Origin of the sequence: Streptomyces sp. NPDC006430 (assembly GCF_040612395.1) — a bacterium.
GTDB lineage: Bacteria > Actinomycetota > Actinomycetes > Streptomycetales > Streptomycetaceae > Streptomyces.
In genome coordinates, this window is the sequence record NZ_JBEXQA010000002.1 from 311,866 (window position 1) to 335,459 (window position 23,594).

General features: G+C 69.9%; 23 protein-coding genes. 20 read left to right on the top strand and 3 right to left on the bottom strand.

The genetic code is table 11. The features are described 5' to 3' along the window. The first annotated feature begins 125 nt into the window (after positions 1 to 125). The 18 genes from ABZZ20_RS04560 (at position 126) to ABZZ20_RS04645 (ending at position 19,548) form a co-directional block, all read left to right on the top strand. The gene (locus ABZZ20_RS04560; RefSeq protein ID WP_356866651.1) at positions 126 to 1,763 is read left to right on the top strand and encodes an ABC transporter substrate-binding protein; all 1,638 of its coding nucleotides are present in this window, start codon (positions 126 to 128) and stop codon (positions 1,761 to 1,763) included. Positions 1,764 to 1,936: 173 nt separating this feature from the next. Next, entirely contained in the window at positions 1,937 to 2,869 is a 933-nt protein-coding gene (locus ABZZ20_RS04565; protein WP_356866653.1) for an ABC transporter permease, read from the top strand. After that, positions 2,862 to 3,809 carry an ABC transporter permease gene (locus ABZZ20_RS04570; protein ID WP_356866655.1) on the top strand — a complete coding sequence of 316 codons (948 nt, stop codon included), beginning with the start codon at positions 2,862 to 2,864 and terminating at the stop codon, positions 3,807 to 3,809. Before ABZZ20_RS04565 ends, ABZZ20_RS04570 begins: the two co-directional genes overlap by 8 nt. Positions 3,810 to 3,820: 11 nt before the next feature. After that, the gene (locus ABZZ20_RS04575) at positions 3,821 to 4,876 is read left to right on the top strand and encodes an ABC transporter ATP-binding protein (protein ID WP_356866657.1); all 1,056 of its coding nucleotides are present in this window, start codon (positions 3,821 to 3,823) and stop codon (positions 4,874 to 4,876) included. Further along, positions 4,869 to 5,921 (top strand): dipeptide ABC transporter ATP-binding protein, encoded by a 1,053-nt coding sequence (locus tag ABZZ20_RS04580; protein WP_356866659.1) that lies wholly within the window; start codon positions 4,869 to 4,871, stop codon positions 5,919 to 5,921. Before ABZZ20_RS04575 ends, ABZZ20_RS04580 begins: the two co-directional genes overlap by 8 nt. 229 nt (positions 5,922 to 6,150) lie before the next feature. Beyond that, positions 6,151 to 7,779 carry an ABC transporter substrate-binding protein gene (locus tag ABZZ20_RS04585; protein ID WP_356866661.1) on the top strand — a complete coding sequence of 543 codons (1,629 nt, stop codon included), beginning with the start codon at positions 6,151 to 6,153 and terminating at the stop codon, positions 7,777 to 7,779. A 30-nt stretch (positions 7,780 to 7,809) separates the two neighbouring features. Continuing rightward, on the top strand, positions 7,810 to 8,733 hold the full coding sequence (locus ABZZ20_RS04590) for an ABC transporter permease (RefSeq protein ID WP_356866663.1): 924 nt from the start codon (positions 7,810 to 7,812) through the stop codon (positions 8,731 to 8,733). Between the two features lie 94 nt (positions 8,734 to 8,827). Further along, the gene (locus ABZZ20_RS04595; protein ID WP_356867219.1) at positions 8,828 to 9,751 is read left to right on the top strand and encodes an ABC transporter permease; all 924 of its coding nucleotides are present in this window, start codon (positions 8,828 to 8,830) and stop codon (positions 9,749 to 9,751) included. Positions 9,752 to 9,763: 12 nt separating this feature from the next. Then, the gene (locus tag ABZZ20_RS04600; RefSeq protein WP_356866665.1) at positions 9,764 to 10,738 is read left to right on the top strand and encodes an ABC transporter ATP-binding protein; all 975 of its coding nucleotides are present in this window, start codon (positions 9,764 to 9,766) and stop codon (positions 10,736 to 10,738) included. After that, positions 10,731 to 11,795 carry a dipeptide ABC transporter ATP-binding protein gene (locus ABZZ20_RS04605; RefSeq protein ID WP_356866667.1) on the top strand — a complete coding sequence of 355 codons (1,065 nt, stop codon included), beginning with the start codon at positions 10,731 to 10,733 and terminating at the stop codon, positions 11,793 to 11,795. The genes ABZZ20_RS04600 and ABZZ20_RS04605 overlap by 8 nt, the downstream gene beginning before the upstream one ends. A gap of 324 nt (positions 11,796 to 12,119) precedes the next feature. Further along, positions 12,120 to 12,314: a hypothetical protein gene (locus tag ABZZ20_RS04610; RefSeq protein WP_030153401.1), complete on the top strand. Its 195-nt coding sequence runs from the start codon at positions 12,120 to 12,122 to the stop codon at positions 12,312 to 12,314. A gap of 24 nt (positions 12,315 to 12,338) precedes the next feature. Then, complete coding sequence (mshB, locus tag ABZZ20_RS04615) at positions 12,339 to 13,235, top strand: N-acetyl-1-D-myo-inositol-2-amino-2-deoxy-alpha-D-glucopyranoside deacetylase (RefSeq protein ID WP_356866669.1); 897 nt, start codon at positions 12,339 to 12,341, stop codon at positions 13,233 to 13,235. After that, positions 13,232 to 13,615, top strand: a complete 384-nt coding sequence (locus ABZZ20_RS04620) for a DUF6113 family protein (RefSeq protein ID WP_356866671.1) — start codon at positions 13,232 to 13,234, stop codon at positions 13,613 to 13,615. Before mshB ends, ABZZ20_RS04620 begins: the two co-directional genes overlap by 4 nt. Positions 13,616 to 13,959: 344 nt before the next feature. Continuing rightward, entirely contained in the window at positions 13,960 to 15,846 is a 1,887-nt protein-coding gene (locus ABZZ20_RS04625; protein ID WP_356866673.1) for a hypothetical protein, read from the top strand. A 165-nt stretch (positions 15,847 to 16,011) separates the two neighbouring features. Then, positions 16,012 to 16,983 (top strand): ABC transporter ATP-binding protein, encoded by a 972-nt coding sequence (locus ABZZ20_RS04630; protein ID WP_356866675.1) that lies wholly within the window; start codon positions 16,012 to 16,014, stop codon positions 16,981 to 16,983. Next, complete coding sequence (locus ABZZ20_RS04635) at positions 16,977 to 17,732, top strand: ABC transporter permease (protein WP_356866677.1); 756 nt, start codon at positions 16,977 to 16,979, stop codon at positions 17,730 to 17,732. Before ABZZ20_RS04630 ends, ABZZ20_RS04635 begins: the two co-directional genes overlap by 7 nt. Before the next feature lie 50 nt (positions 17,733 to 17,782). Continuing rightward, positions 17,783 to 18,934 carry a sensor histidine kinase gene (locus tag ABZZ20_RS04640; RefSeq protein ID WP_356867221.1) on the top strand — a complete coding sequence of 384 codons (1,152 nt, stop codon included), beginning with the start codon at positions 17,783 to 17,785 and terminating at the stop codon, positions 18,932 to 18,934. Beyond that, on the top strand, positions 18,931 to 19,548 hold the full coding sequence (locus ABZZ20_RS04645) for a response regulator transcription factor (protein WP_356866679.1): 618 nt from the start codon (positions 18,931 to 18,933) through the stop codon (positions 19,546 to 19,548). Before ABZZ20_RS04640 ends, ABZZ20_RS04645 begins: the two co-directional genes overlap by 4 nt. A gap of 110 nt (positions 19,549 to 19,658) precedes the next feature. Here the strand turns inward: ABZZ20_RS04645 and ABZZ20_RS04650 are convergent, their stop codons facing one another. Both ABZZ20_RS04650 and ABZZ20_RS04655 read right to left on the bottom strand, forming a co-directional pair. After that, positions 19,659 to 20,450, bottom strand: coding sequence for a transglutaminase-like domain-containing protein (locus tag ABZZ20_RS04650; RefSeq protein WP_356866681.1), 792 nt, complete (start codon positions 20,448 to 20,450; stop codon positions 19,659 to 19,661). After that, positions 20,447 to 21,430 (bottom strand): GNAT family N-acetyltransferase, encoded by a 984-nt coding sequence (locus ABZZ20_RS04655; RefSeq protein WP_356866682.1) that lies wholly within the window; start codon positions 21,428 to 21,430, stop codon positions 20,447 to 20,449. Before ABZZ20_RS04655 ends, ABZZ20_RS04650 begins: the two co-directional genes overlap by 4 nt. Positions 21,431 to 21,547: 117 nt before the next feature. Here ABZZ20_RS04655 and fdxA point away from each other — a divergent pair, with 117 nt between their 5' ends. Further along, positions 21,548 to 21,874, top strand: a complete 327-nt coding sequence (gene fdxA / locus ABZZ20_RS04660) for a ferredoxin (protein ID WP_030291119.1) — start codon at positions 21,548 to 21,550, stop codon at positions 21,872 to 21,874. Positions 21,875 to 22,029: 155 nt separating this feature from the next. After that, entirely contained in the window at positions 22,030 to 23,148 is a 1,119-nt protein-coding gene (gene dapC, locus ABZZ20_RS04665) for a succinyldiaminopimelate transaminase (RefSeq protein WP_356866684.1), read from the top strand. Between the two features lie 92 nt (positions 23,149 to 23,240). On the opposite strand, the gene ABZZ20_RS04670 is transcribed toward dapC, so the two are convergent. Next, positions 23,241 to 23,579, bottom strand: a complete 339-nt coding sequence (locus tag ABZZ20_RS04670) for an ATP-binding protein (protein ID WP_356866686.1) — start codon at positions 23,577 to 23,579, stop codon at positions 23,241 to 23,243. Positions 23,580 to 23,594: the final 15 nt, after the last annotated feature.

A 23,594-nucleotide genomic window follows, 5' to 3' on the forward strand; every position in this document is an offset into this window, starting at 1 on the left:
CACACGCTGTGGGGAGCGTCGACTCACGAGCACACTCGGGGCACTGTTCCTATCGCCGTCAGGGGTGTCGGCGAAACGCACCTGTGCCCTTCACATTGGACAGTGGACTCATGAGGAGGAAACCCATGCGCGGTGCCAAGAGCGCCAAGTGGGTAGCGGGCGCGATTGTCGTCGCCCTGGCTGCGACCGCCTGCGGTGGCAACGACAAGGGCGACGCCGCCGGCAAGGGTGAGGTTGACCCGAACGGCATCTACTCGGTCGAGGTGGGCGAGCCCGAGAAGCTCCTCCAGCCGGCCGACACGATGGAGTCCAACGGCTCCATCGTCATGTCCGGGCTGTTCTCGCAGCTCGTCGACTACGACGCCGACGGCAAGCTGACCATGGTCAACGCCGAGTCGGTCGAGTCCAAGGACAGCAAGCTCTGGACCGTCAAGCTCAAGTCGGGCTGGACCTTCCACGACGGCACCAAGGTGACCGCCGAGTCCTACGTCAAGGCCTGGAACTGGGCCGCGAACATCAACAACAAGCAGGGCAACGCCTCTTGGTTCGCGGACATCAAGGGCTTCGAGGCTCTGCACCCCGAGGCCGAGGGCGCCAAGCCCACCGCCGAGGCGCTGGAGGGTCTGAAGGTCGTCGACGAGAACACCTTCACCATCGAGCTCGCCAACGCCGTTCCGTACTTCGCGTACAAGCTCGGCTACGAGGTCTTCTCCCCGCTGCCCGAGTCCTTCTACAAGGACCCGAAGGCCGCCGGTGAGAAGCCGGTCGGCAACGGCCCCTACAAGTTCAAGTCGTGGGAGCACAAGAAGCAGATCGAGCTCACCCGCTTCGACGGCTACAAGGGCGAGAACAAGGCGAAGAACGGTGGTGTGATCCTCAAGAACTACTCCACCCTCGAAACCGCCTACGAGGACCTGAAGTCGGGCAACGTCGACGTCCTGCGTCAGATCGGCCCGAAGGACCTCCCGGTCTACCGCAACGACCTCGGCGCCCGCGCCGTGGACCAGGCGTACTCGGCCGTCCAGACCCTGGCCATCGCGTTCTACGCCGACCAGTGGAAGACCCCGAAGCCGGTCGACCCGAAGGTCATCCAGGGTCTGTCGATGGCGATCGACCGCGACACCATCACCAAGACCGTGCTCCAGGGCACCCGCGAGCCCGCCACGGGCTGGGTCGCCAAGGGTGTCCTCGGCTACACGCCGAACGCGACCGGTGACGTCACCAAGTTCGACCCGGCCAAGGCCAAGGCGCTCATCACCGAGGGCGGCGGCGTCCCGAACAACGAGATCACCATCCAGTTCAACTCGGACGGCGGTCACAAGGAATGGGTCGAGGCTGTCTGCAACAGCATCACCCAGGCCACCGGCGTCAAGTGCACCGGTGACGCCAAGCCGGACTTCCAGGCCGACCTCCAGGCCCGCAAGTCCAAGCAGGTCAAGTCGATCTACCGGTCCGGCTGGGTCCTCGACTACCCGGTCAACGCCAACTTCATCAGCGACCTGTTCCGCACGGGCGCCGGTGGTAACCAGGGTGGCTTCTCCAACCCCGAGCTCGACGCCAAGATCGCCGCGGCCGACACCGCTGCGTCCCTGGACGAGTCCGTGAAGGCCTACCAGGCCATCGAGAAGGACCTGGTCAACTACATGCCGTCGATCCCGCTCTGGTACTACAAGGTCAACGCGGGCTTCTCGGAGAAGGTCCAGAACGTGAAGTACGCCCAGGACGGCGACCCGATCCTCGAAGGTGTCGAGGTCAAGAAGTAAGTCCTACAACGTAATTCCGCTCGACGGATGTGGGCCGGCGGGGAGCCGGCCCGCATCCGGGCCTATCGCAGCGCCCGGGGGGCCCTTTCGCGACGCAGTGACGTCTCCGTCACGCGCGTGCGTGGCGAAAGGGCCCGTCCGGCTGCGCCTGCCGCATCTTCTACGGAGGCACGATGGGGCGCTATGTCGCACGACGACTGCTCCAGATGATCCCGGTCTTCTTCGGGACGACCGCGCTCATCTTCTTGATGGTCTACAGCCTGCCCGGCGACCCCGTGGCCGGTCTTTTCGGTGACAAGGGAACAGACCCCGCCACGCTGGCCGCACTCCGGCACGAGCACGGGCTGGACCTGCCGGTGTGGCACCAGTACTACAACTACATCACCGGCATCCTCTTCCACTTCGACTTCGGACAGCAGATCCGCAGTGGACGTGAGATCACGGATGTCATCGGTTCCGCTTTCCCGGTCACGCTGCGACTGGCATTCCTGGCCTTCGCGATCGAGATCGTCCTGGGTCTGGCCCTCGGGATCGTCGCCGGCCTCAAGGCCGGCAAGCTGGTCGACAACCTGGTCCTGATCCTCACGCTGCTGATCATCTCGATGCCGGTCTTCGTGCTCGGCTTCATCGTCAAGTCGGTGTTCGCCTTCCAGCTCGGCTGGATCGACCCCAACGTCAGCAACAAGGAGACGTGGGGCGAACTCATCGCGCCGGCCATCGTGCTCGGCTCGCTGTCGCTGGCCTACGTGGCCCGGCTGACCCGCACCTCGATGGCAGAGAACCTGCGCTCGGACTACATGCGCACGGCCGTCGCCAAGGGCCTGCCCAAGCGGCGTGTCATCGGCGTCCACCTGATGCGCAACTCGATGATCCCCGTCGTGACCTTCCTGGGTACCGACATCGGTGCGCTCATGGGCGGCGCCGTCGTCACCGAGGGCATCTTCAACGTCAAGGGCGTCGGCGGTCTGATCTACGACTCGGTCATCCGCCGCGAGGGGCTGACCGTGGTCGGTGTGGTCACCGTCCTGGTCGTCGTCTACCTCATAGCCAGCCTGCTCGTCGACCTCCTCTACGCGGTCATGGACCCGAGGATCCGGTATGCCTGACATGACCAAGACCGAAGCCATCTCGACCGAGGGCGCCGTCGCTCCCGTCGACGCGATCGCGCCCGTCACCAAGGAGAAGGCGCGCAGCCTGTGGGGCGACGCGTGGGCCGACCTGCGCCGCAACCCGTACTTCGTCGTCTCCGCGGCGCTGATCCTCGTACTCCTGGTGATAGCGGCCTTCCCGGGCTGGTTCACCAGCGCCGACCCCACCAAGGGCGACCTGGTCCACCACTTCCTCGGCAAGCCGGAACTCGCCAAGGTCGGTTCCCCCGACTGGCTCGGGTACGACGGTCAGGGTCGCAGTGTTTACGCCCGCCTGATCTACGGCACCCGGGCCTCGATCATCGTCGCCACCTGCGTGACCGCGATCGTCACCGTCGTCGGTGGAATCACCGGCATGATCGCCGGTTACTTCGGCGGCCTGACGGACACGCTCATCTCCGGGATCACCAACATCTTCTTCGGTATCCCCTTCCTCCTCGGCTCGATGGTCGTCCTCCAGGCCTTCACCAAGCGCACGGTGTGGACGGTCGTCTTCGCCCTGGCCTTCCTGGGCTGGACGCAGATCACCCGCGTCATGCGCGGTTCGGTCATCACTGTGAAGCAGGCCGACTACGTGCACGCCGCGAAGGCGCTGGGCGCCGGTACCTCCCGGATCCTGATGCGCCACATCCTGCCGAACGCGATGGCACCCGTGATCGTGGTGTCCACGATCGCGCTCGGCGGCTACATCGCGGCCGAGGCGACCCTGTCCTACCTGGGTCTGGGTCTCGCGGCCCCGACCATCTCGTGGGGTGTGGACATCTCCGCCGGCGCCGCGCAGATCCGAGTGGCGCAGCACATCCTGCTGTACCCCTCGATCATGCTCAGCATCACCGTTCTCGCGTTCATCATGCTCGGCGAAGCGGTCCGCAACGCCCTCGACCCCAAGCTGCGCTGAGGAGGGCGTACGTGATCACCATGGACAACACCAGTACTGTTCCCTCCCCGCGTGACGGGGACCCGCAGAGCCCGCTCCTCGAAGTGCGCGACCTGCACGTGGAGTTCCACACCCGAGACGGTGTGGCCAAGGCTGTCAACGGCGTCAACTACAGCGTGAGCGCCGGCGAGACCCTCGCCGTGCTCGGCGAGTCCGGCTCCGGCAAGTCCGTCACCGCCCAGGCCATCATGGGCATCCTCGACATGCCCCCCGGCAAGATCCCGCGGGGCGAGATCTTCTTCCGCGGCCAGGACATGCTCAAGATGAGCTTCGAGGAGCGCCGCAAGCTCCGCGGCCGGAAGATCGCCATGATCTTCCAGGACGCGCTGTCCTCGCTGAACCCGGTGCTCTCCGTCGGCTACCAGCTGGGCGAGATGTTCCGCGTCCACCAGGGGCTGTCGAAGAAGGAAGCCCGACTCAAGGCCATCGAGCTGATGGACAAGGTCAAGATCCCGGCTGCGAAGCAGCGTGTGGACGACTACCCGCACCACTTCTCGGGTGGTATGCGCCAGCGCATCATGATCGCCATGGCGATCGCGCTGGAGCCGGACCTGATCATCGCGGACGAGCCGACCACGGCGCTCGACGTGACCGTCCAGGCCCAGGTGATGGACCTCCTCGCGGAGCTCCAGCGCGAGTTGAACATGGGTCTGATCCTGATCACGCACGACCTCGGTGTCGTCGCGGACGTCGCGGACAAGATCGCCGTCATGTACGCCGGCCGGATCGTCGAGACCGCTCCGGTCCACGAGATCTACAAGCGCCCGGCGCACCCGTACACCCGAGGGCTGCTGGACTCGATCCCGCGCCTGGACCAGAAGGGCCAGGAGCTCTTCGCGATCAAGGGCCTGCCGCCCAACCTGCTGCGGCTCCCCTCGGGCTGCTCGTTCAACCCGCGCTGCACCGTTGCGCAGGACATCTGCCGGTCGGACGTCCCCGCGCTCCAGCCCGTGAGCGAGCAGGACGGCACCGAGCTGGCCGGTCGCCACAGCGCGTGCCACTTCTGGAAGGAGCAGATCCATGGCTGAGCTCACCAAGAACGCCTCCGAGCGAGAGCCGATCCTCCAGGTCCGCAACCTGGTCAAGCACTTCCCGCTGACCCAGGGCATCCTGTTCAAGAAGCAGGTCGGCGCGGTCAAGGCGGTCGACGGGATCTCCTTCGACCTCTACCAGGGCGAGACCCTCGGCATCGTCGGCGAGTCCGGCTGTGGCAAGTCCACCGTCGCCAAGCTGCTGATGAGCCTGGAGCGCGCCACCGCCGGCGAGGTCTTCTACAAGGGCCAGGACATCACCAAGCTGTCCGGCAGGGCCCTCAAGGCCGTCCGGCGCAACATCCAGATGGTGTTCCAGGACCCGTACACCTCGCTGAACCCGCGCATGACGGTCGGCGACATCATCGGGGAGACCTACGAGATCCACCCCGAGGTGGCTCCCAAGGGCGACCGGCGCCGCAAGGTCCAGGACCTCCTGGACGTCGTGGGCCTGAACCCGGAGTACATCAACCGGTACCCGCACCAGTTCTCCGGCGGTCAGCGCCAGCGCATCGGCATCGCCCGCGGCCTCGCGCTCAACCCGGAGATCATCATCTGCGACGAGCCGGTCTCCGCGCTCGACGTGTCGGTGCAGGCGCAGGTCATCAACCTGATGGAGAAGCTGCAGGACGAGTTCAACCTCTCCTACATCTTCATCGCGCACGACCTCTCGATCGTCCGGCACATTTCGGACCGCGTGGGCGTCATGTACCTCGGCAAGATGGCCGAGATCGGCACCGACGAGCAGATCTACGAGCACCCGACGCACCCGTACACCCAGGCGCTGCTGTCGGCGGTTCCGGTGCCGGACCCCGAGGCCCGCGCGCACCGCGAGCGGATCATCCTCACCGGTGACGTCCCGTCCCCGGCCAACCCGCCGTCGGGCTGCCGCTTCCGGACCCGCTGCTGGAAGGCCGAGGACCGGTGTGCCACGGAGGAGCCGCTGCTGGCGATCCCGACGCGCTTCCAGGGCGTGAACACCCAGGCCGCGCACGAGTCCGCATGCCACTTCGCGGAGGAGAAGGCCGTCCTGGCCGTCTGATCCCGCAGGGCCGTACGTAGTACGGGGCGCCCGGACCGGATTCATCCGGTCCGGGCGCTTTTGTGCCCCCGATGTCCTGCCCGGCCGCGGCTAACGCGGCCCGCTTTGCACTCGCAGGAGTGACGCGCGGGAGGCGTGAGGGTGCAATCGGTCCAACGAGAAGTGCGCCGGCCCCCACAAGGGGTGACATTGGCCCCTAAGTGAGTCTTGGGAGCCAAGGAGGCACTCCATGCGCGGAGCCACCCACGCCAAGTGGGCCGCATGTGCGGTGGCCGTCGCCCTCGCGGCGTCGGCCTGCGGCGGCGGAAGCGACAGCGGCGGGGGCGGCGGCGCGGGCATCGTCAGCTCCTCGTGGGGTGACCCGCAGAACCCGCTGGAGCCGGCCAACACCAACGAGGTGCAGGGCGGCAAGGTCCTCGACATGATCTTCCGGGGCCTCAAGCGCTACGACCCGAAGACCGGCGAGGCCGTGAACATGCTCGCCGAGAAGATCGAGACGACCGACAGCCAGAACTTCACCATCACCGTGAAGGACGGCTGGAAGTTCAGCAACGACGAGCCGGTCACCGCGCAGTCCTTCGTGGACGCCTGGAACTACGGCGCGGACGTGCGCAACAAGCAGAACAACTCGCCCTTCTTCTCCGACATCGTCGGCTACGCGGACGTGCACCCCACCTCCGGGGAGCCCACGGCCAAGACGATGTCCGGACTGGTCGTCAAGGACTCCAAGACCTTCACGGTCGCCCTCAAGGCGAAGTTCTCCACCTGGCCCGAGACCCTCGGCTACCAGGCCTTCTCCCCGCTGCCCAAGTCCTTCTTCACCGACCACGCCGCCTGGCTGAACAAGCCGATCGGCAACGGCCCGTACACGGTGGACTCGTACACCAAGGGCACCGGAATGAAGCTGCGTGCGTGGGACGGCTACCCGGGCACGGACAAGGCGCAGAACGGCGGCGTGGACCTCAAGGTCTACACCGACAACAACACCGCCTACACGGACCTGATCTCCGGCAACCTCGACCTCGTCGACGACGTTCCCGCGCAGCAGTTGAAGAACGTCAAGAACGACCTCGGCGACCGGTACATCAACCAGCCGGCGCTCATCATCCAGACCCTCACCTTCCCCCTGTACGACCCGCAGTGGAGCAAGGAGGGCATGCAGAACGTCCGCCGCGGGATCTCGATGGCGATCAACCGCGACGAGATCACGAAGCAGATCTTCCGGGAGACCCGCACCTCCGCGAAGGACTGGACCTCTCCGGCGCTCGGCGAGAAGGGCGGCTTCAACGCCACGCTCTGCGGCGACGCCTGTACGTTCAACCCGACCGAGGCCAAGAAGCTCATCCAGGAGGCCGGCGGCCTACCCGGCGGCAAGGTCACGCTGACCTCCAACGTGGACACCGGCTCGCACCGCGAGTGGATGGACGCCGTCTGCAACAGCATCAACAACGCCCTCGGCGAGGGCCCGGTCTGCACGGTCAACCCGGTCGGCACCTTCGCGGACTTCCGCAACCAGCAGAGCTCCTACAAGCTGACCGGCCCCTTCCGCTCCGGTTGGCAGGCCGACTACCCACTGATCCAGAACTTCCTCCAGCCGCTCTACTACACCGGCGCCTCCTCCAACTACGGGAAGTTCAGCAACCCGGACTTCGACAAGCTCGTCGACCAGGCCAACCAGGAGAGCGATCCGGCGAAGGCCATCGCCACGTTCCAGGACGCCGAGAAGATCCTCGCCGCACAGATGCCCGCCATCCCGCTCTGGTACCAGAACGGCAGCGCGGGCTACGCCGAGCGGCTCTCGGACGTATCGCTCAACCAGTTCAGCGTCCCGGTCTACAACGAGATCAAGGTCAGCTGACCCGCCTTCGGATCGATCCTGGAGCAGTCCATGGGACGTTATGTGATCCGGCGGCTGCTCCAGATGATCCCGGTGTTCATCGGCAGCACGTTCCTGATCTTCTTCATGGTGTACGCGCTGGGCGACCCGGTCGCGGCCCTGTTCGGTGACAAGGCTCCCGACCCCGCCACCGCCGCGCGCATCCGCAAAGACCTCTTCCTCGACCAGCCCTTGTGGAAGCAGTACCTCCACTACATGGGGCAGATCTTCCAGGGCGACTTCGGCACGGCCTTCAACGGCCAGCCGGTCACCGAACTGATGGCCTCCGCCTTCCCGGTCACCATGCGCCTGACCGCCGTCGCGATCGTCATCGAGATCATCGTCGGCATCACCCTCGGCGTGATCAGCGGGCTGCGCCGGGGCAGGGCCATCGACACCTCCCTGCTCGTCCTCACCCTGGTCGTCATCTCGGTGCCGACCTTCGTGACCGGCTACCTGCTCCAGTACCTCTTCGGCGTGAAGTGGGGCTGGGTGCGGCCCACCGTCTCACCGGACGCCCCCCTCAACGAGCTGATCCTGCCCGGCATCGTGCTCGCCCTCGTCTCCCTGGCGTACGTCACCCGGCTCTCGCGCACCTCCATCGCCGAGAACGCCAAGGCCGACTACGTGCGCACCGCGACCGCGAAGGGCCTGCCGCGCCGCCGGGTCGTCACCCGCCACCTACTGCGCAATTCGCTCATCCCGGTGGTCACCTTCATCGGTACGGACATCGGCGCCCTGATGGGCGGCGCGATCGTCACCGAGCGGATCTTCAACATCCACGGCGTCGGCTACCAGCTCTACCAGGGCATCCTGCGCAACAACTCCCCGACCGTGGTCGGTTTCGTGACCATCCTCGTCATCGTCTTCCTGCTGGCGAACCTGCTCGTCGACCTGCTCTACGCGGTCCTGGATCCGAGGATCCGTTATGCCTGAGCCCCGCGAGCCCCGCGAGCCCGGGGAGCCCGTTTACGACCCGCTCGAACCCGGGGACGACGAAGCGATCGCACCCACCGGACAGGGGGGACCCATGGATCTGGCCCTGGACGAGGCGGAAAGCCTGGAGAAGCCCCTCGGTCCCGCACCGGGCACCACCGGCCCCAGCCAGAAGGCCCGCTCCCTGTGGTCCGACGCCTGGCACCAGCTGCGCCGCAACCCCGTCTTCATCGTCTCCTCGCTGCTCATCCTCTTCCTCGTCGTGATCGCGATCTGGCCGCAGCTCATCGCGAGCGGCGACCCGTTGCAGTGCGACCTCTCCAAGTCCCAGCAGGGCTCCGCCCCCGGCCACCCCTTCGGTTACGACACCCAGGGCTGCGACGTGTACACCCGCACCGTGTACGGGGCCCGCGCCTCCATCACCGTCGGGGTCTGCGCCACCCTCGGCGCGGCCCTGCTCGGCTCGGTGCTCGGCGGGCTGGCCGGCTTCTTCGGCGGCTGGGGCGACGCACTGCTCTCCCGGGTCGCCGACATCTTCTTCGGCATTCCCGTCGTCCTCGGCGGCCTGGTCTTCCTGTCCGTGGTGACCAGCAGCACCGTCTGGCCGGTGGTCGGCTTCATCGTGCTCCTCGGCTGGCCGCAGATCGCCCGCATCGGCCGCGGCTCCGTCATCACCGCCAAACAGAACGACTACGTCCAGGCCGCCCGGGCCCTCGGCGCCGGCAACGGTCGGATGATGCTGCGGCACGTCGCGCCCAACGCCGTCGCCCCGGTCATCGTCGTCGCCACCATCGCGCTGGGCACGTACATCGCCCTGGAGGCCACCCTGTCCTTCCTGGGCGTGGGTCTGCGCCCGCCCACCGTCTCCTGGGGCATCGACATCTCCAACGCGGCCTCACAGATCCGCAACGCCCCGCACATGCTGCTCTACCCGGCGGGCGCGCTGAGCCTGACCGTTCTCGCGTTCATCATGCTCGGCGACGCGGTGCGCGACGCCCTCGACCCCAAGCTGCGCTGAGGAGTGGGCACCATGCTGCTCGAAGTCCGGGACCTCCACGTGGAGTTCCGTACCCGGGACGGAGTCGCCAAGGCCGTCAACGGCGTCAACTACTCGGTGGACGAGGGGGAAACCCTCGCCGTGCTCGGTGAGTCCGGCTCGGGCAAGTCAGTGACGGCCCAGGCCGTGATGGGCATCCTGGACGTTCCGCCGGGCCGGATCGCCGGCGGCGAGATCCTGTTCAAGGGCACGGACCTGCTGAAGATCAAGGAGGAGGACCGGCGGAGGATCCGCGGCGCCGACATGGCGATGATCTTCCAGGACGCCCTGTCCTCCCTCAACCCGGTGCTCAGCGTGGGCGCCCAGCTCGGCGAGATGTACGAGGTCCACCGCGGGACGTCCCGCAAGGACGCCAGGGCCAAGGCCGTCGAGCTGATGGACCGGGTGAAGATCCCGGCGGCGAAGCAGCGCGTGGGCGACTACCCGCACCAGTTCTCCGGCGGCATGCGCCAACGCATCATGATCGCGATGGCGCTGGCCCTGGAACCCTCCCTGATCATTGCGGACGAGCCGACCACCGCCCTGGACGTGACCGTCCAGGCCCAGGTGATGGACCTGCTCGCCGAGCTCCAGCGCGAGTTGAACATGGGTCTGATCCTGATCACGCACGACCTGGGCGTGGTCGCGGACGTCGCGGACAAGATCGCCGTCATGTACGCCGGCCGGATCGTCGAGACCGCTCCGGTCCACGAGATCTACAAGCGCCCGGCGCACCCGTACACCCGAGGGCTGCTGGACTCGATCCCGCGCCTGGACCAGAAGGGCCAGGAGCTCTACGCGATCAAGGGGCTGCCGCCGAACCTGCTGGCCATCCCGCCCGGCTGCGCCTTCAACCCGCGCTGTCCGATGGCGCAGGCGGTCTGTCGCACCGACGTTCCGCCACTGGCGGAGGTCGCCCCCGACCGTGCGAGCGCGTGCTTCTTCTGGAAGGAGTGCCTCGGTGCCTGAGACCATCCTGGAGGTCAGGAACCTCGTCAAGCACTACCCGCTGACCCAGGGCGTCCTCATCAAGAAGCAGATCGGCGCGGTCAAAGCGGTCGACGGGGTCTCCTTCGACCTCGCCCGGGGCGAAACGCTCGGCATCGTCGGTGAGTCCGGCTGCGGCAAGTCCACGGTCGCGAAGATGCTGGTCAACCTGGAACGCCCGACGGCCGGCGCGATCTCGTACAAGGGCGAGGACGTCACCAAGCTGTCCGGCAGGGCCCTCAAGGCCGTCCGGCGCAACATCCAGATGGTGTTCCAGGACCCGTACACCTCGCTGAACCCGCGGATGACGGTCGGCGACATCATCGGGGAGCCGTACGAGATCCACCCGGAGGTGGCCCCCAAGGGCGACCGGCGCCGCAAGGTCCAGGAGCTGCTGGACGTGGTCGGGCTCAACCCCGAGTACATCAACCGCTACCCGCACCAGTTCTCCGGCGGCCAGCGCCAGCGCATCGGCATCGCCCGCGGCCTCGCCCTGCGGCCGGAGATCATCGTGGCGGACGAGCCGGTCTCCGCGCTGGACGTCTCGGTCCAGGCCCAGGTGGTCAACCTGTTGGAACGCCTCCAGAACGAGTTCGACCTCTCCTACGTGTTCATCGCGCACGACCTCTCGATCGTGCGGCACATCTCCGACCGGGTCGGCGTGATGTACCTGGGGCGCGTCGTCGAGATCGGCACCGACACGCAGATCTACGACCACCCCACCCACCCGTACACCCAGGCCCTGCTCTCGGCCGTGCCGGTCCCGGACCCCGCGGCCCGCGCCCACCGCGAGCGGATCATCCTCACCGGCGACGTCCCCTCCCCGGCCAACCCGCCCTCGGGCTGCCCCTTCCGCACCCGCTGCTGGAAGGCCCAGCCCCGCTGCACCGCCGAGGTCCCGCTGCTCGCCATCCCGGAGGCCTTCCCCTCCGGTCCGGCGGCCCACCCCTCGGCCTGCCATTTCGCGGCGGAGAGGCAGGTCGTCCCACCCCCTGGCGAATTGCCGCCGTCGACCGCTCATTTCTCGCCACCCCCGTGAGAACAGGCCGTTGCGATCGCCTACCCGTCAACACGGTTTACGAGCAAGCAACTTGACCGTTTCTGTCCCGAGATATGGGCCGTGCAGCCTGGGTCCCGTGCGGCCGTGCGGGTGCCGACAGCCGGCCGGGGAGGCGTACAGGCTCCCCGGCCGGCCTCCCCCGTGACCCTGCGCATGCGCGGCGTGCGCCCCTCGTGCTGCCGGAATTCGATCGATGCGCTGGTACGGATAGTTATGATCCGTAGCGCACGGTGGGTATGACTCCGCCGAGCACTGAGTACGAGTACGCGTACCGATGTCCGCTCGACGTGGAGGTGAAACGCCGTGGCACTCTCGATCTCGGCCGTGGTGCTGCTGGCGATCGTCGTCTTCCTGCTGGTCCGCCGGTCGGGCCTGAAGGCGGGACACGCCGCTGTCTGTGTGCTCCTAGGGTTCTATCTGGCGAGTTCGACCATCGCCCCGACCCTCAGCCAGCTGACCACGAACGTGGCCAGCATGATCAGTGGCCTCAAGTTGTAGGCCGCGCCTCGTAGTCTTGGCTCCATGAACGGTCTTCCCGCCCGTCGGCTGCTCCTCGTGCACGCGCACCCGGACGACGAGTCGATCACCAATGGCGCCACCATGGCCAAGTACGCGGCCGAGGGTGTCCACGTCGCGCTCGTGACCTGCACCCTCGGCGAGGAGGGCGAGGTCATCCCGCCCGCCCTCGCCCACCTCGCGGCCGATCGGAACGACACCCTCGGCACCCACCGCATCGGTGAGCTCGCCGCCGCCATGGCGGAACTGGGCGTCACCGACCACCGGTTCCTCGGCGGCCCCGGCCGCTTCCGGGACTCCGGGATGATGGGTGCCGAACAGAACCGCCGGCCCGGGTCCTTCTGGTCCGCCGACGTGGACGAGGCCGCCGCCCACCTCGTCGAGGTCATCCGCGAGCTGCGCCCCCAAGTCCTCGTCACCTACGACCCGGACGGCGGCTACGGCCACCCCGACCACATCCAGGCCCACCGCGTCGCCATGCGCGGTGCGGAGCTGGCCGCGGAGACCACCTACCGTCGGGACCTCGGCGATCCGTGGGAGATCGAGAAGGTCTACTGGAACCGGGTGCCGCGTTCGGTGGTCGAGGAGGGCTTCGCCCGACTGGAGGCGGCCGGGTCCAAGACGCCCTTCCCGGGGACCGCTTCACCGGACGACGTGCCCGGTGTCGTCGCCGACGAGCAGATCAGCGCCGAGATCGTGGCCGAGGAGGAGTTCGTGGCGGCCAAGGCGGCTGCGATGCGCGCCCACGCCACCCAGATCGCCGTGGACGGAGCCTTCTTCGCGCTCTCCAACGACCTCGCACAGCCGCTGTTCTCCCGCGAGTTCTACGAGCTGGCCGTGGGTCGGTCCGGCGCACCGGCGGGCGAGCGTGAACACGACCTCTTCGCGGGGGTGCGCGCGTGACCGGGGCCCTGACCCCCGCACGGATCGCCACCCTGCTCGGCCTGTTGGTGACGGGCCTGCTGACGGGGGCGGCCGGCTGGCTCGTCGTGGACCTGTGGTTCCCGGCCGGGCTGCTGCTGGGACTGCTGGCCCTCTTCGGGCTGTTCCTCGGCGGCCGGATCGCCGTCGGGACCGGGCTCGGAGTGGGGGCCGGAGCGATCGGTTGGTTCCTCGCGTACGTGCTCCTCGGCAGCCCGCGCCCCGAGGGGGACTTCCTGCTCGGTTCGTCCGGAATCGGCGTGTACGTCTACCTTTTGGGTGGAACCGTGCTGGCTGTGATGTGTGCCACGCTGCGAAGCCCGTTCGACCGGCCGGTTTCGGCCGCGCAGTCCGGCAAGTGACGTGCCGTTGAACTCGGTCGCGGTGCGCGTTCAAGGGGGTTGGGGGCGGGTTCGAGAGGTGTTCGAACAAAGGGTGAGTGGGGCAAAGTGGAACCCCTGACTCCACTAGGACAGTTGTGTGCGGGCGACGGCCAGTATGGTGGTCGGGCCGCCGAGCTGCCCGCGCACGGTATGACGGGCGGCGGAGCCAACCGGGAGAACCTGCCTTGAGTCGTGAAACCGACAGTTCGTCCTCCGGGCCCAAGGGGCGCGGTGGAGCCGCTTACCCCTCGGGTATGACGCCGTACGGAACCGGCCAGTATCCGACCACGGACGCCGCGGCGACTGCCTCGGAGGAGAACCCTGTGACCTCGAACCCGTCCACGCCCGACATCGACGGGCCGAAGACCGAGACCACCCTGACGACCCGGATCCGGATCAACATCCCGGGTTCGCGGCCGATCCCGCCGGTGGTCGTACGCAAGCCGATGGCAGCTGCCGCCAACGAGCCGGAGACCGCGCCCGAGCAGGCCGAGCCCGCGCCCGAGGCGGCGCCCGAGCCGGCGCCCGCGCCCGCCGCCGAGCCGGAGGTGTCGGCCAACAACTGGTTCGCCCCCCGCAAGCCGGCCGCCGCGGCGCCTGCCGCGTCCGCCGCGCCTGTCGCGTCCGCCGCGCCGGCCCCGGCGCTGCCGACCCGCACCCCGGCCGGCGCGGGCCCCGCGCCCGCGCTGCCCACCCGTACGCCGTCGGCGCCCGCACCGGGGCTGCCGACCCGTACCCCGGCCCCGTCCGCCCCCGCCGCCCCGTCGGCCGGCTTCGCCCCGGCCGCCCCCGGCTCGGCGGGCCCGCACACAGGCGCCCCCGGCGCACCGGCCGGCCCCGCCTTCGACACGCCCGCCCACGGCTTCGCCCGACCCCCGGCGCCGGCACCGGCCGGCCCGGGCTTCCCGGGCGTTCCCGGCCCCGACGCGCCCCTGGCCCCCCGGCGGCCCGGCGGCCCCGGTGTCGGCACGACCCCGGGGCTCCCCGGGTACGGCGACGGCGGACCCTCCACCGAGGCCTTCCCCGTGTACGGCGGCCCGGGCGGCCCCGCTGCGCCCGGCGGCCCCGCGGGCCCCACGGGCGGCCCCGCACTGGGCACCGCTGCCATGGACGCCCCCCGCGCCGACGAGGCGCCCCGCTGGCCCGGACCCGATCTGGACGACCCGTTCCCGACCCCGGTCCCCGCTCCGGCCCCGGGTGCGGGCGCCACCGCGCGCGCCCCGAAGGCGGCCAAGGCGACGCCGGCCAAGGCGACGCCGACCAAGATCAAGAAGGGTCGTTCCCGGCTGGTCCTCGTCGGCGGCGGACTCATCGCCCTGTTCGGCGTGGCCTACGGCGCCGGGCTGCTCCTCAACCACTCCGACGTCCCCAAGGGCACCACCGTCCTCGGCGTTGACATCAGCGGCAGCCGCGACGAGGCCGTCGCCAAGCTGCAGACGGCCTTCGGTAACCGCGCCGCCTCCCCGCTCCAGCTCACGGTCGGCGGCAAGCAGATCGAACTCAAGCCCGAGAAGGCCGGGCTGAGCCTGGACGCCCAGACCACCGTCCGCAATGCGGCGGGCAGCGACTACAACCCCGTCACGGTCATCGGCTCGCTGCTCGGCAACGAGCGCATCGCCGATCCCGTGCTGCCGGTCGACGAGGAGAAGCTCCAGGTCGCCCTCCAGGAGCTGGCCGGCTCCGCGGGCACCGCCACCGAGGGCACCATCAAGTTCGACACCGGCAAGGCCGTCGCCGTCCCCGGCAAGGCCGGCTCCACCCTGGACGCGGGCGCCTCCGTCGACCTGGTCACCAAGGCCTTCCGCGACATGGTCGCCACCGGCAAGGCGGACCCGGTCGAACTCCCGGTCACCACCAAGGGTCCGGCCGTCGACCAGGCCGAACTGGACCGGGCCATGAAGGAGTTCGCCGAGCCCGCGATGTCCGGCATCGCCACCGTCAAGGCGGGCAGCAAGTCCCTCGCCTTCGGCGCCAAGTCGCTCCCCAAGATCCTCAGCATGCAGGTCGTGGACGGGCACCTGGTCGAGAAGTACGACCTCGAAGCGCTCAAGGCCACGTACGGGAACTCCTTCGACGGCGTCCTGATCACACGCGGAACCGGTGAGAAGACCCCGGTCACCCCGCAGGACGTCGCCGGCGCCCTCGGCAAGGCCCTGCGCGGCAAGACCCCGGCAGAGCGCATCGGCACCATCGACACCAACCCCTCCTGAGGCCCGAGCCCCCGTCCACCCGGCGGGGGCTCCGCCGTACCTACCGCCGGGCCGTGCGCCGTACCCACCGCTGGGCCTGTCACGTCGACCGCATGACATCCGTCATGCGGCAGTCACGACCGTAGACACTGCCGCGGGCACCCCCGGCCGGGCGAATCTTCCGTCATGACGACGACGACCCCGGCGCACACCACCGCCGCCCAGGACCAGGACACCGGACCCGGTGCCGGCCCCGTGGTGGCCTTCCAGAACGTGACCAAGAGCTACGGCGCGGTCCGCGCGGTCGACGGCCTCTCCCTCGAACTCCACCCGGGCGAGACGGTCGCGCTGCTCGGCCCCAACGGCGCCGGCAAGTCCTCCACGCTCGACCTGCTGCTGGGCCTGCGGCCCGCCGACTCCGGCACCGTGCGGCTCTTCGGCGCCACCCCGCGCGAGGCCGTCGCGGCCGGCCGGGTCGGTGCGATGCTCCAGAGCGGCGGCCTGATGGAGGACGTGACCGTACGCGAGATCGTCTCGCTCGGCTGCGCCCTGCACCCCCGCCGCTACCCGGTGGACGAGGTCCTCAGCCGCGCCGGAATCACCGAGATCGCAGACCGCGTGGTCAACAAGCTCTCCGGCGGCCAGGAGCAGCGCGTCCGCTTCGCCCTCGCCACCGCAGGCCGGAGCGACCTGATCGTCCTCGACGAGCCCACCACCGGCATGGACGTCACCTCCCGCCAGGCCTTCTGGGCCACCATGCGCGAACAGGCCGCGCAGGGCTGCACCGTCCTGTTCGCCACCCACTACCTGGAAGAGGCGGACGCGATCGCCGACCGGGTCCTGGTGCTGAACAAGGGACGGCTCCTCGCCGACGGCACCGCCGCCGAGATCAAGGCGAAGGCCGGAGCCCGCCGGATCGCCTTCGACCTGGCCGGGGACGCACCGGTGGAGGAGGCGGCGCTGCGCGCCCTCCCGCACCTCACCGCGTACGAGCGGCACGGCGACACGGTGAGGCTCCAGTCGAGGGACGCCGATGCCACCGTCCACGCCCTGTACGCCCTGGGGCTCTACCCCCGGAACCTGGAAGTCGCCGGGCTGGGCCTGGAACAGGCCTTCATCGCCCTCACCGAGGCCGAGGAGGCCCACGCACCGTGCTGACCACCGGAACGACGGAGCTCGTGAAGCTCGAAATCAGGCGCGCCCTGCGTAACAAGAAGTACCTGTTCTTCACCGTGCTCTACCCGGCCGCGCTGTTCCTGATGCTCGGCGGAACCCTGGACGGCACGACGAAGGTCATGGGCACCGAACTGACCATGCCCGCCTTCTACATGGTCGCCATGGCCTCCTTCGGCGCCCTGACCGCCGTCCTGATGGGCAACAGCGAACGCATCGCCAAGGAACGCGAGAAGGGCTGGGTCCGCCAGCTCCGGCTGACCGCTCTGCCCGGCCGCGGCTACGTCCTGGGCAAGACCGCCAGCGCCGGCGTGCTGTCCCTGCCCGCCATCCTCGTCGTGTTCGCGGTCGCCGCGGGCGTGAAGGGCGTACGGTTCGACGCCTGGCAGTGGCTCGCCCTGACCGGCTCCATCTGGGCCGGCAGCCTGGTCTTCGCCGCCCTCGGCGTGGCGATCGGCTACCTCGCGACCGGGGACAACGTCCGCCCGATCACGATGCTCTTCTACTTCGGTCTGTCGATCCTCGGCGGCCTGTGGATGCCCACCGCCAACTTCCCGCAGTGGCTCCAGAACATCTGCGAGTGGCTGCCGACCCGTGCGTACGCGGGCCTGGGCCAGGCCATCGAGCTCGGGAGCGCGCCCCACCTGAAGGACGTGGCGATCCTCGCGGTGTACTTCGTACTGTTCACCGGTGCCGCCGCCTGGTTGTACCGCAAGGACTCGCTGAAGGCATGACGGGTGTGACGAGCGTGAGCGGGGTGGGGGGACCGGTGGTCGAGACCGGTATGACGGGGGTGAAGGGCGGGCCCCGGATCGGGGTCCGCCCCGAGAACCGCCGGCAGAAGATCGTGAAGTCGCTGTGGATCGGTCTCTGGCTGTTCTACCTCAGCGCCCCCGTCACCGACCTGATCCGCGGCGGACACGGCCTCGGGGTCAGGCTGCTCGGCGGCCTGGGCCTCGCGGCCTTCGTCGCCTGGTACCTGGTCCTGGTCTTCCGCACGGCCCGACAGACCGAGGTGCGGCGCGTGCTGTTCTCGGTGGCGGTCCTCTCCGCCCAGGCCACGCTCCTGTCCCTGACCCTGGGCCGCGAATGGCTCGTCCTCTTCGTGTACGTGTCCATCTCCTCCGGCGCCGCGCTGCCGGGGGAGATCTCCCGCTTCACGGTGCCCGGCGCGACCGCCCTGCTGGCCGTGACGGCCCTCGCGGTTCCGGGCGGCGACGCCTACCTCGCCGGGCTGCTCATCCCGGCCCTGATGGGCGGGTTCGCGATGGTCGGCATACGCGCGATGATCCGCACGACGATAGAGCTGCGCGAGGCGCGCGCCACGGTCGCGCAGCTCGCGGCGAACGAGGAACGCCTGCGGATGGCCCGGGACCTGCACGACCTACTGGGCCACTCGCTGTCGCTGATCACGCTCAAGAGCGAGCTGGCGGGACGGATGCTGCCGGACCGCCCCGAGCAGGCGGCCCAGCAGGTGGCCGACATCGAGCAGGTCAGCCGGCAGGCCCTGGTCGACGTACGGGAAGCCGTGAGCGGCTACCGGCGGCCGACACTGCCGGGCGAACTGGCGGGCGCACGGACCGCGCTGACCGCGGCGGGCGTGGCGGCGGACCTGCCGGCGGAGCCGGTGGACGACCTCCCGGAGGAGGTGGAATCGGCGCTGGCCTGGTCATTGCGGGAAGCGGTGACGAACGTGGTCCGGCACAGCGGTGCCAAGCGGTGCACGGTCCGCGTGGAGCGGCGCCAGACCCTGGCGGGAGCGGTGGTGGAGCTGTCGGTCGCGGACGACGGCGCAGGTGGTTCCCCGGTGGCGGGCAACGGCCTGACAGGCCTGGGGGAGCGCCTGGAGGCCGTGGGCGGCACGTTGTCTGCCGGCCCGACCGGCAAACGGGGCTTCCGTCTGCTGGCCCGCATCCCCCTAGGATCTGGATCATGAGCTCACGTCCCATCCGGGTCCTCCTCGCGGAGGACCAGTCCATGGTCCGGGAGGCCCTCGCGGCCCTGCTCGGACTGGAGCCGGACATCGAGGTGCTGGCCCAGGTCGCCCGCGGCGACGAGGTGGTGAGGGCCGCCCGGGAGCACGACGTGAACGTCGCGCTCCTGGACATCGAGATGCCGGGCATGACGGGCATCGAGGCGGCGGCGGCCCTGCGGGCGGAGGTTCCCGACCTCAAGATCGTCGTGCTGACGACCTTCGGCCGCCCCGGCTACCTGCGCGGCGCGATGGAGGCGGGTGCCTCGGCCTTCCTGGTCAAGGACGCCCCGGCCGCGCAGTTGGCGGACGCGGTGCGCAAGGTCCTGGCGGGCGAGCGCGTCATCGATCCCACCCTGGCCGCAGCGGCCCTGGCGGAGGGCGCGAACCCGCTGACCGATCGGGAACGGGAGGTCCTGCGGGCCGCGGAGGACGGGGCGACGAACGCGGAACTCGCGGCCAGGCTCCACCTGTCCCAGGGCACGGTCCGCAACTACCTCTCGACGGCCATCCAGAAACTGGCCTCGCGCAACCGCGCGGAAGCGGTGCGCGTGGCCCGCGAGAAGGGCTGGCTGTAGGGGCCCCTGTGGTGGTCGGGTGAGGGGAGCACGGTCGGTCGGGCGGACCCTGGTGCCGTGCCGTGCCGTGCCGGGCGGCGTGGGGGCGTGCCTCACTTCCCCGAGCCCGCTTAGTTCAGCAGGGCACGGGCCGACAGGGCCTCGCCCCGGATGCGGGCCGCCGTCTGCTCGTCCACCGCTTCCACCACCTCCGCGTACGCCTCCAGCTCCGCCGCCCCGGTGGTGAACTCGCCCCGCTCCACCAGCAGGCGGGCCCGCTCGTAGCGCAGCGACGCCGGGTGCGAGGGCAGGAGCAGGGACAGGTCCAACGCCCACAGCGCCACCCCCGACTGCTCGGGTCGGGTGGACGCCCAGGTCCTGATGTTGTTCAGGATCCGCAGGACGATGTCCAGCGTCCGAGCAGGCGTGCGCGGCTGCGAGGCCAGCTCCGCCGGGCCGGCGCCCAGCGACGCACCGCCGGCGAACGGGTCGACCACCAGCCCCTCTTCCGGATCTCCGAAACCCACCACGAAGTGCCCCGGCAGACCGAGCCCGTACACCGGCGCACCCGCCCGCCGTGCGACCTCCAGCCAGACCACGGACAGCAGGATCGGCAGGCCCCGGCGCCGCCGGAGCACCTCGTGCAGCAGCGAGGACGACAACCGGTCGTAGTCCGCGGGCGTGCCGTGGAAGCCCATCCGGCCGCCCAGCAGCTCGGTCACCGCCGAGGCCCACGCCTTTCCGCCGCGCAGCCCGTACGGCAGCATGCCCGCCAGCCGGTCCAGCTCGATCTGGGCCCGGTCCATGGCGCCCTCGTCCACCTCCGGATCGGCCTCCGCTGCCAGGAGCAGGCACAGCAGTGCCAGGTCGGGCCGCTCCGAGCGGGCCTCCCGTGCGAAGAGCTCCCGGGACTGCGCACTCATCGCGCCGCCCGGAAGTGGTGGTAGGCGTGGTGCGTCGCGAAGCCCAGGCCGTCGTACAGGGACCGTGCCGCCGCGTTGTCCGCCTCCACCTGCAGCCACGCCGCCGACGCGCCCTCCTCCAGCGCCCGCCGGGCCAGCGCCGCCATCACCGCCGTGCCCAGGCCCGCGCGCTGGTGACCGGGGTCCACCTCGACCGCCGCGAACCCGGCCCACCGGCCGTCCACCACGAGTCGCCCGATCGCCCGTCCGGGCAGCGTCGCGAACCACACCGACGGCCCCGCGACCAGCACCTGTCGGGCCACTTCAGGGTCGCTGACCCGCCCGTACCGCCCGAGCCATTCCTCGTCCGGGGTGCGGGTCAGCCGTATCTCGGGGGCGGCAGCGGCGTCCACGTCAGCGATCGGGGCCAGCGCTGCGATCCGGACCTCCGCCGACACCTCGTTCACCCAGCCGCGCTGCTCCAGTTCCGCGCACAGCAGTTCCTGGGTGCCGGCTGCGCCGGTCGCGGCCTGCACATAGGCCGGGAGCTTGCGTTCCGCGTACCAGGACGTCACCCGCGCGAGTGCTTCGTCCAGCGGCGCCCCGGGGTCGCCGAGCGGCAGCACGGAGTTGGCCCGCCGGGTGAATCCACCGGCCGCCCGCAGCGTCCACTCGCCCAGCGGCTCGCTCTCCAGCGGCTGCCAGGCGCGGGCCCCGACCCGCGCCAGCTCGTCGAAGGAGGCGGCGGGACCCCGCCGACGCGCCGGTGCCGGGGGCACGACCTTGCCCGCCACCAGCGTCGATTCCGCGATGCGGACGGACTCGCCGCTCTTTCGTGTGATCGTCAGCACACCCTGGTCCCAGGATGTGAGAACCCCTACCGTGTCAGTGAGTGCGGGCGACCCGCTCGTCCCGTTCTCCACCCGTCGTACAGAGACACGTTTACCCACGTCAGCCGGGGTAATACGGATCTCCAGCAGCCCACCGGCAGTGATTTCCACAGCTCTGTCCGCCCCTCCTGTTCGGATCGTGCCCGGGAACGGAGATACTAGGCGTGGGCATCGACGACGCCGCGCTCCCGCGCGATATGGAAAGCCCTACCGAGGAGGAACGAGAGCGTGACCTACGTCATCGCGGAGCCTTGTGTCGACGTCAAGGACAAGGCATGCATCGAAGAGTGCCCCGTCGACTGCATCTACGAGGGCCAGCGGTCCTTGTACATCCACCCGGACGAGTGCGTCGACTGTGGTGCGTGTGAGCCGGTCTGCCCGGTCGAGGCCATCTTCTACGAGGACGACACTCCGGAAGAGTGGAAGGACTACTACAAGGCGAACGTCGAGTTCTTCGACGAGCTCGGTTCGCCCGGTGGTGCCTCCAAGCTGGGCCTGATCGAGCGCGATCACCCCTTCATCGCCGCGCTGCCGCCCATGGGCGAAGGCCACTGACGGCCACCACCCCTGGGGTTCCCCCCGGACGGAGTCCGGGGGAGCAGCGCCTGCCTCGGTCCCGTCCGGCCCCCGTGCCGCGCGGGACCGAGGCATTTGCCCGCAGGTCCGAGCAGGTCCCGTACGTCCAGTACCAGTAGAGAGCAGAGAACACCGTGGCCGCAGTCTCCGCACGTCTTCCCGCCTTCCCCTGGGACAAGCTGGAGCCGTACAAGAAGACGGCGGCGGCCCACCCGGACGGCATCGTCGACCTGTCCGTCGGCACGCCCGTGGACCCCGTGCCGCAGCTGATCCAGGACGCTCTGGTGGCGGCGGCCGACTCCCCGGGCTACCCCACGGTGTGGGGCACGGTCGCCCTGCGCGACGCGATCACCGGCTGGGTGCGGGGCCGCCTCGGCGCGAGCGCCGCCGGACACCGCAACGTCCTGCCGGTCGTCGGCTCCAAGGAACTGGTGGCCTGGCTGCCGACCCAGCTGGGCCTGGGCGCCGGCGACAAGGTCGCGTACCCCCGGCTCGCCTACCCGACGTACGAGGTTGGCGCGCGGCTGTGCGGCGCCGAGCCGGTGGTCTACGACACCGAGGCATTTGCGGCTGACCCCGCGGGCACCGACCTCGACCCGGCCGGCGTGAAGCTGCTGTGGCTCAACTCCCCCTCCAACCCGACCGGGAAGGTCCTCCCGAAGGAGGACCTGGTCCGGATCGTGGCCTGGGCGCGCGAGCACGGGATCCTGCTCTTCAGCGACGAGTGCTACCTGGAACTGGGCTGGGAGGCCGAGCCCGTCTCCGTCCTGCACGACGACGTGTGCGGCGGCTCGTACGAGGGCATCGTCGCCGTCCACTCGCTCTCCAAGCGCTCCAACCTGGCGGGCTACCGCGCCGCGTTCGTCGCCGGCGACGCGGACGTGCTCGGCGAACTGCTGGAGATCCGCAAGCACGGCGGCATGATGACCCCCGCCCCGGTGCAGGCCGCCACGGTCGCGGCGCTCGGCGACGACGCGCACGTCGAGGAGCAGCGCGGGCGCTACGCCGCACGGCGCGAGGCGCTGCGGGCGGCCCTGGAGGCGCACGGCTTCCGCGTCGAGCACAGCGAGGCGAGCCTCTACCTCTGGGTGACCCGGGACGAGCCCTGCTGGGAGACGGTCGCCCACCTCGCGGAGCGGGGCATCCTGGTCGCGCCGGGCGACTTCTACGGCGAGGCGGGCGCACAGTTCGTCCGTGTCGCCTTCACGGCCACGGACGAGCGCGTCGAGGCAGCGGTCAAGCGACTCGCCTGACCCCGCGCCCGGGTCCGTTCGGGACCCGCAGACGGGGCCGAGGGGCCGGGAGTTCGTGCTCCCGGCCCCTCGGCGTTCTTCCCTCGGGTGGCTCAGCCGCCCACGGGCAGGCCACCCAGCGGCAGTCCCTGGGCGGGAACCGCACCGGTCAGGTCGGTCGGTACGGCGCCGGTCGGCAGGCCCTTGGCCGGCAGCCCGCCGAGCAGGGCGCCCGCGGTGTCGGCGACCTCGGCGGGAGCGGCCGGTACGGCCTTGGCGGCGGCGTCCGTGGCGGTGTGCATGGCGGCGTCCGGGCTGGTGAGGGCGCCCAGCTGCGGCACGGACTCCAGGTCCGCGGCGCTGGCCGCGCCGGCCGCACCGACCACGGGAGCTGCCCCGGCTGCGAGCAGCAGCGCGGTACGGGCGATCCGGCGGGTCAGGGGGAGGGACATGATGCTCCTAAGCGG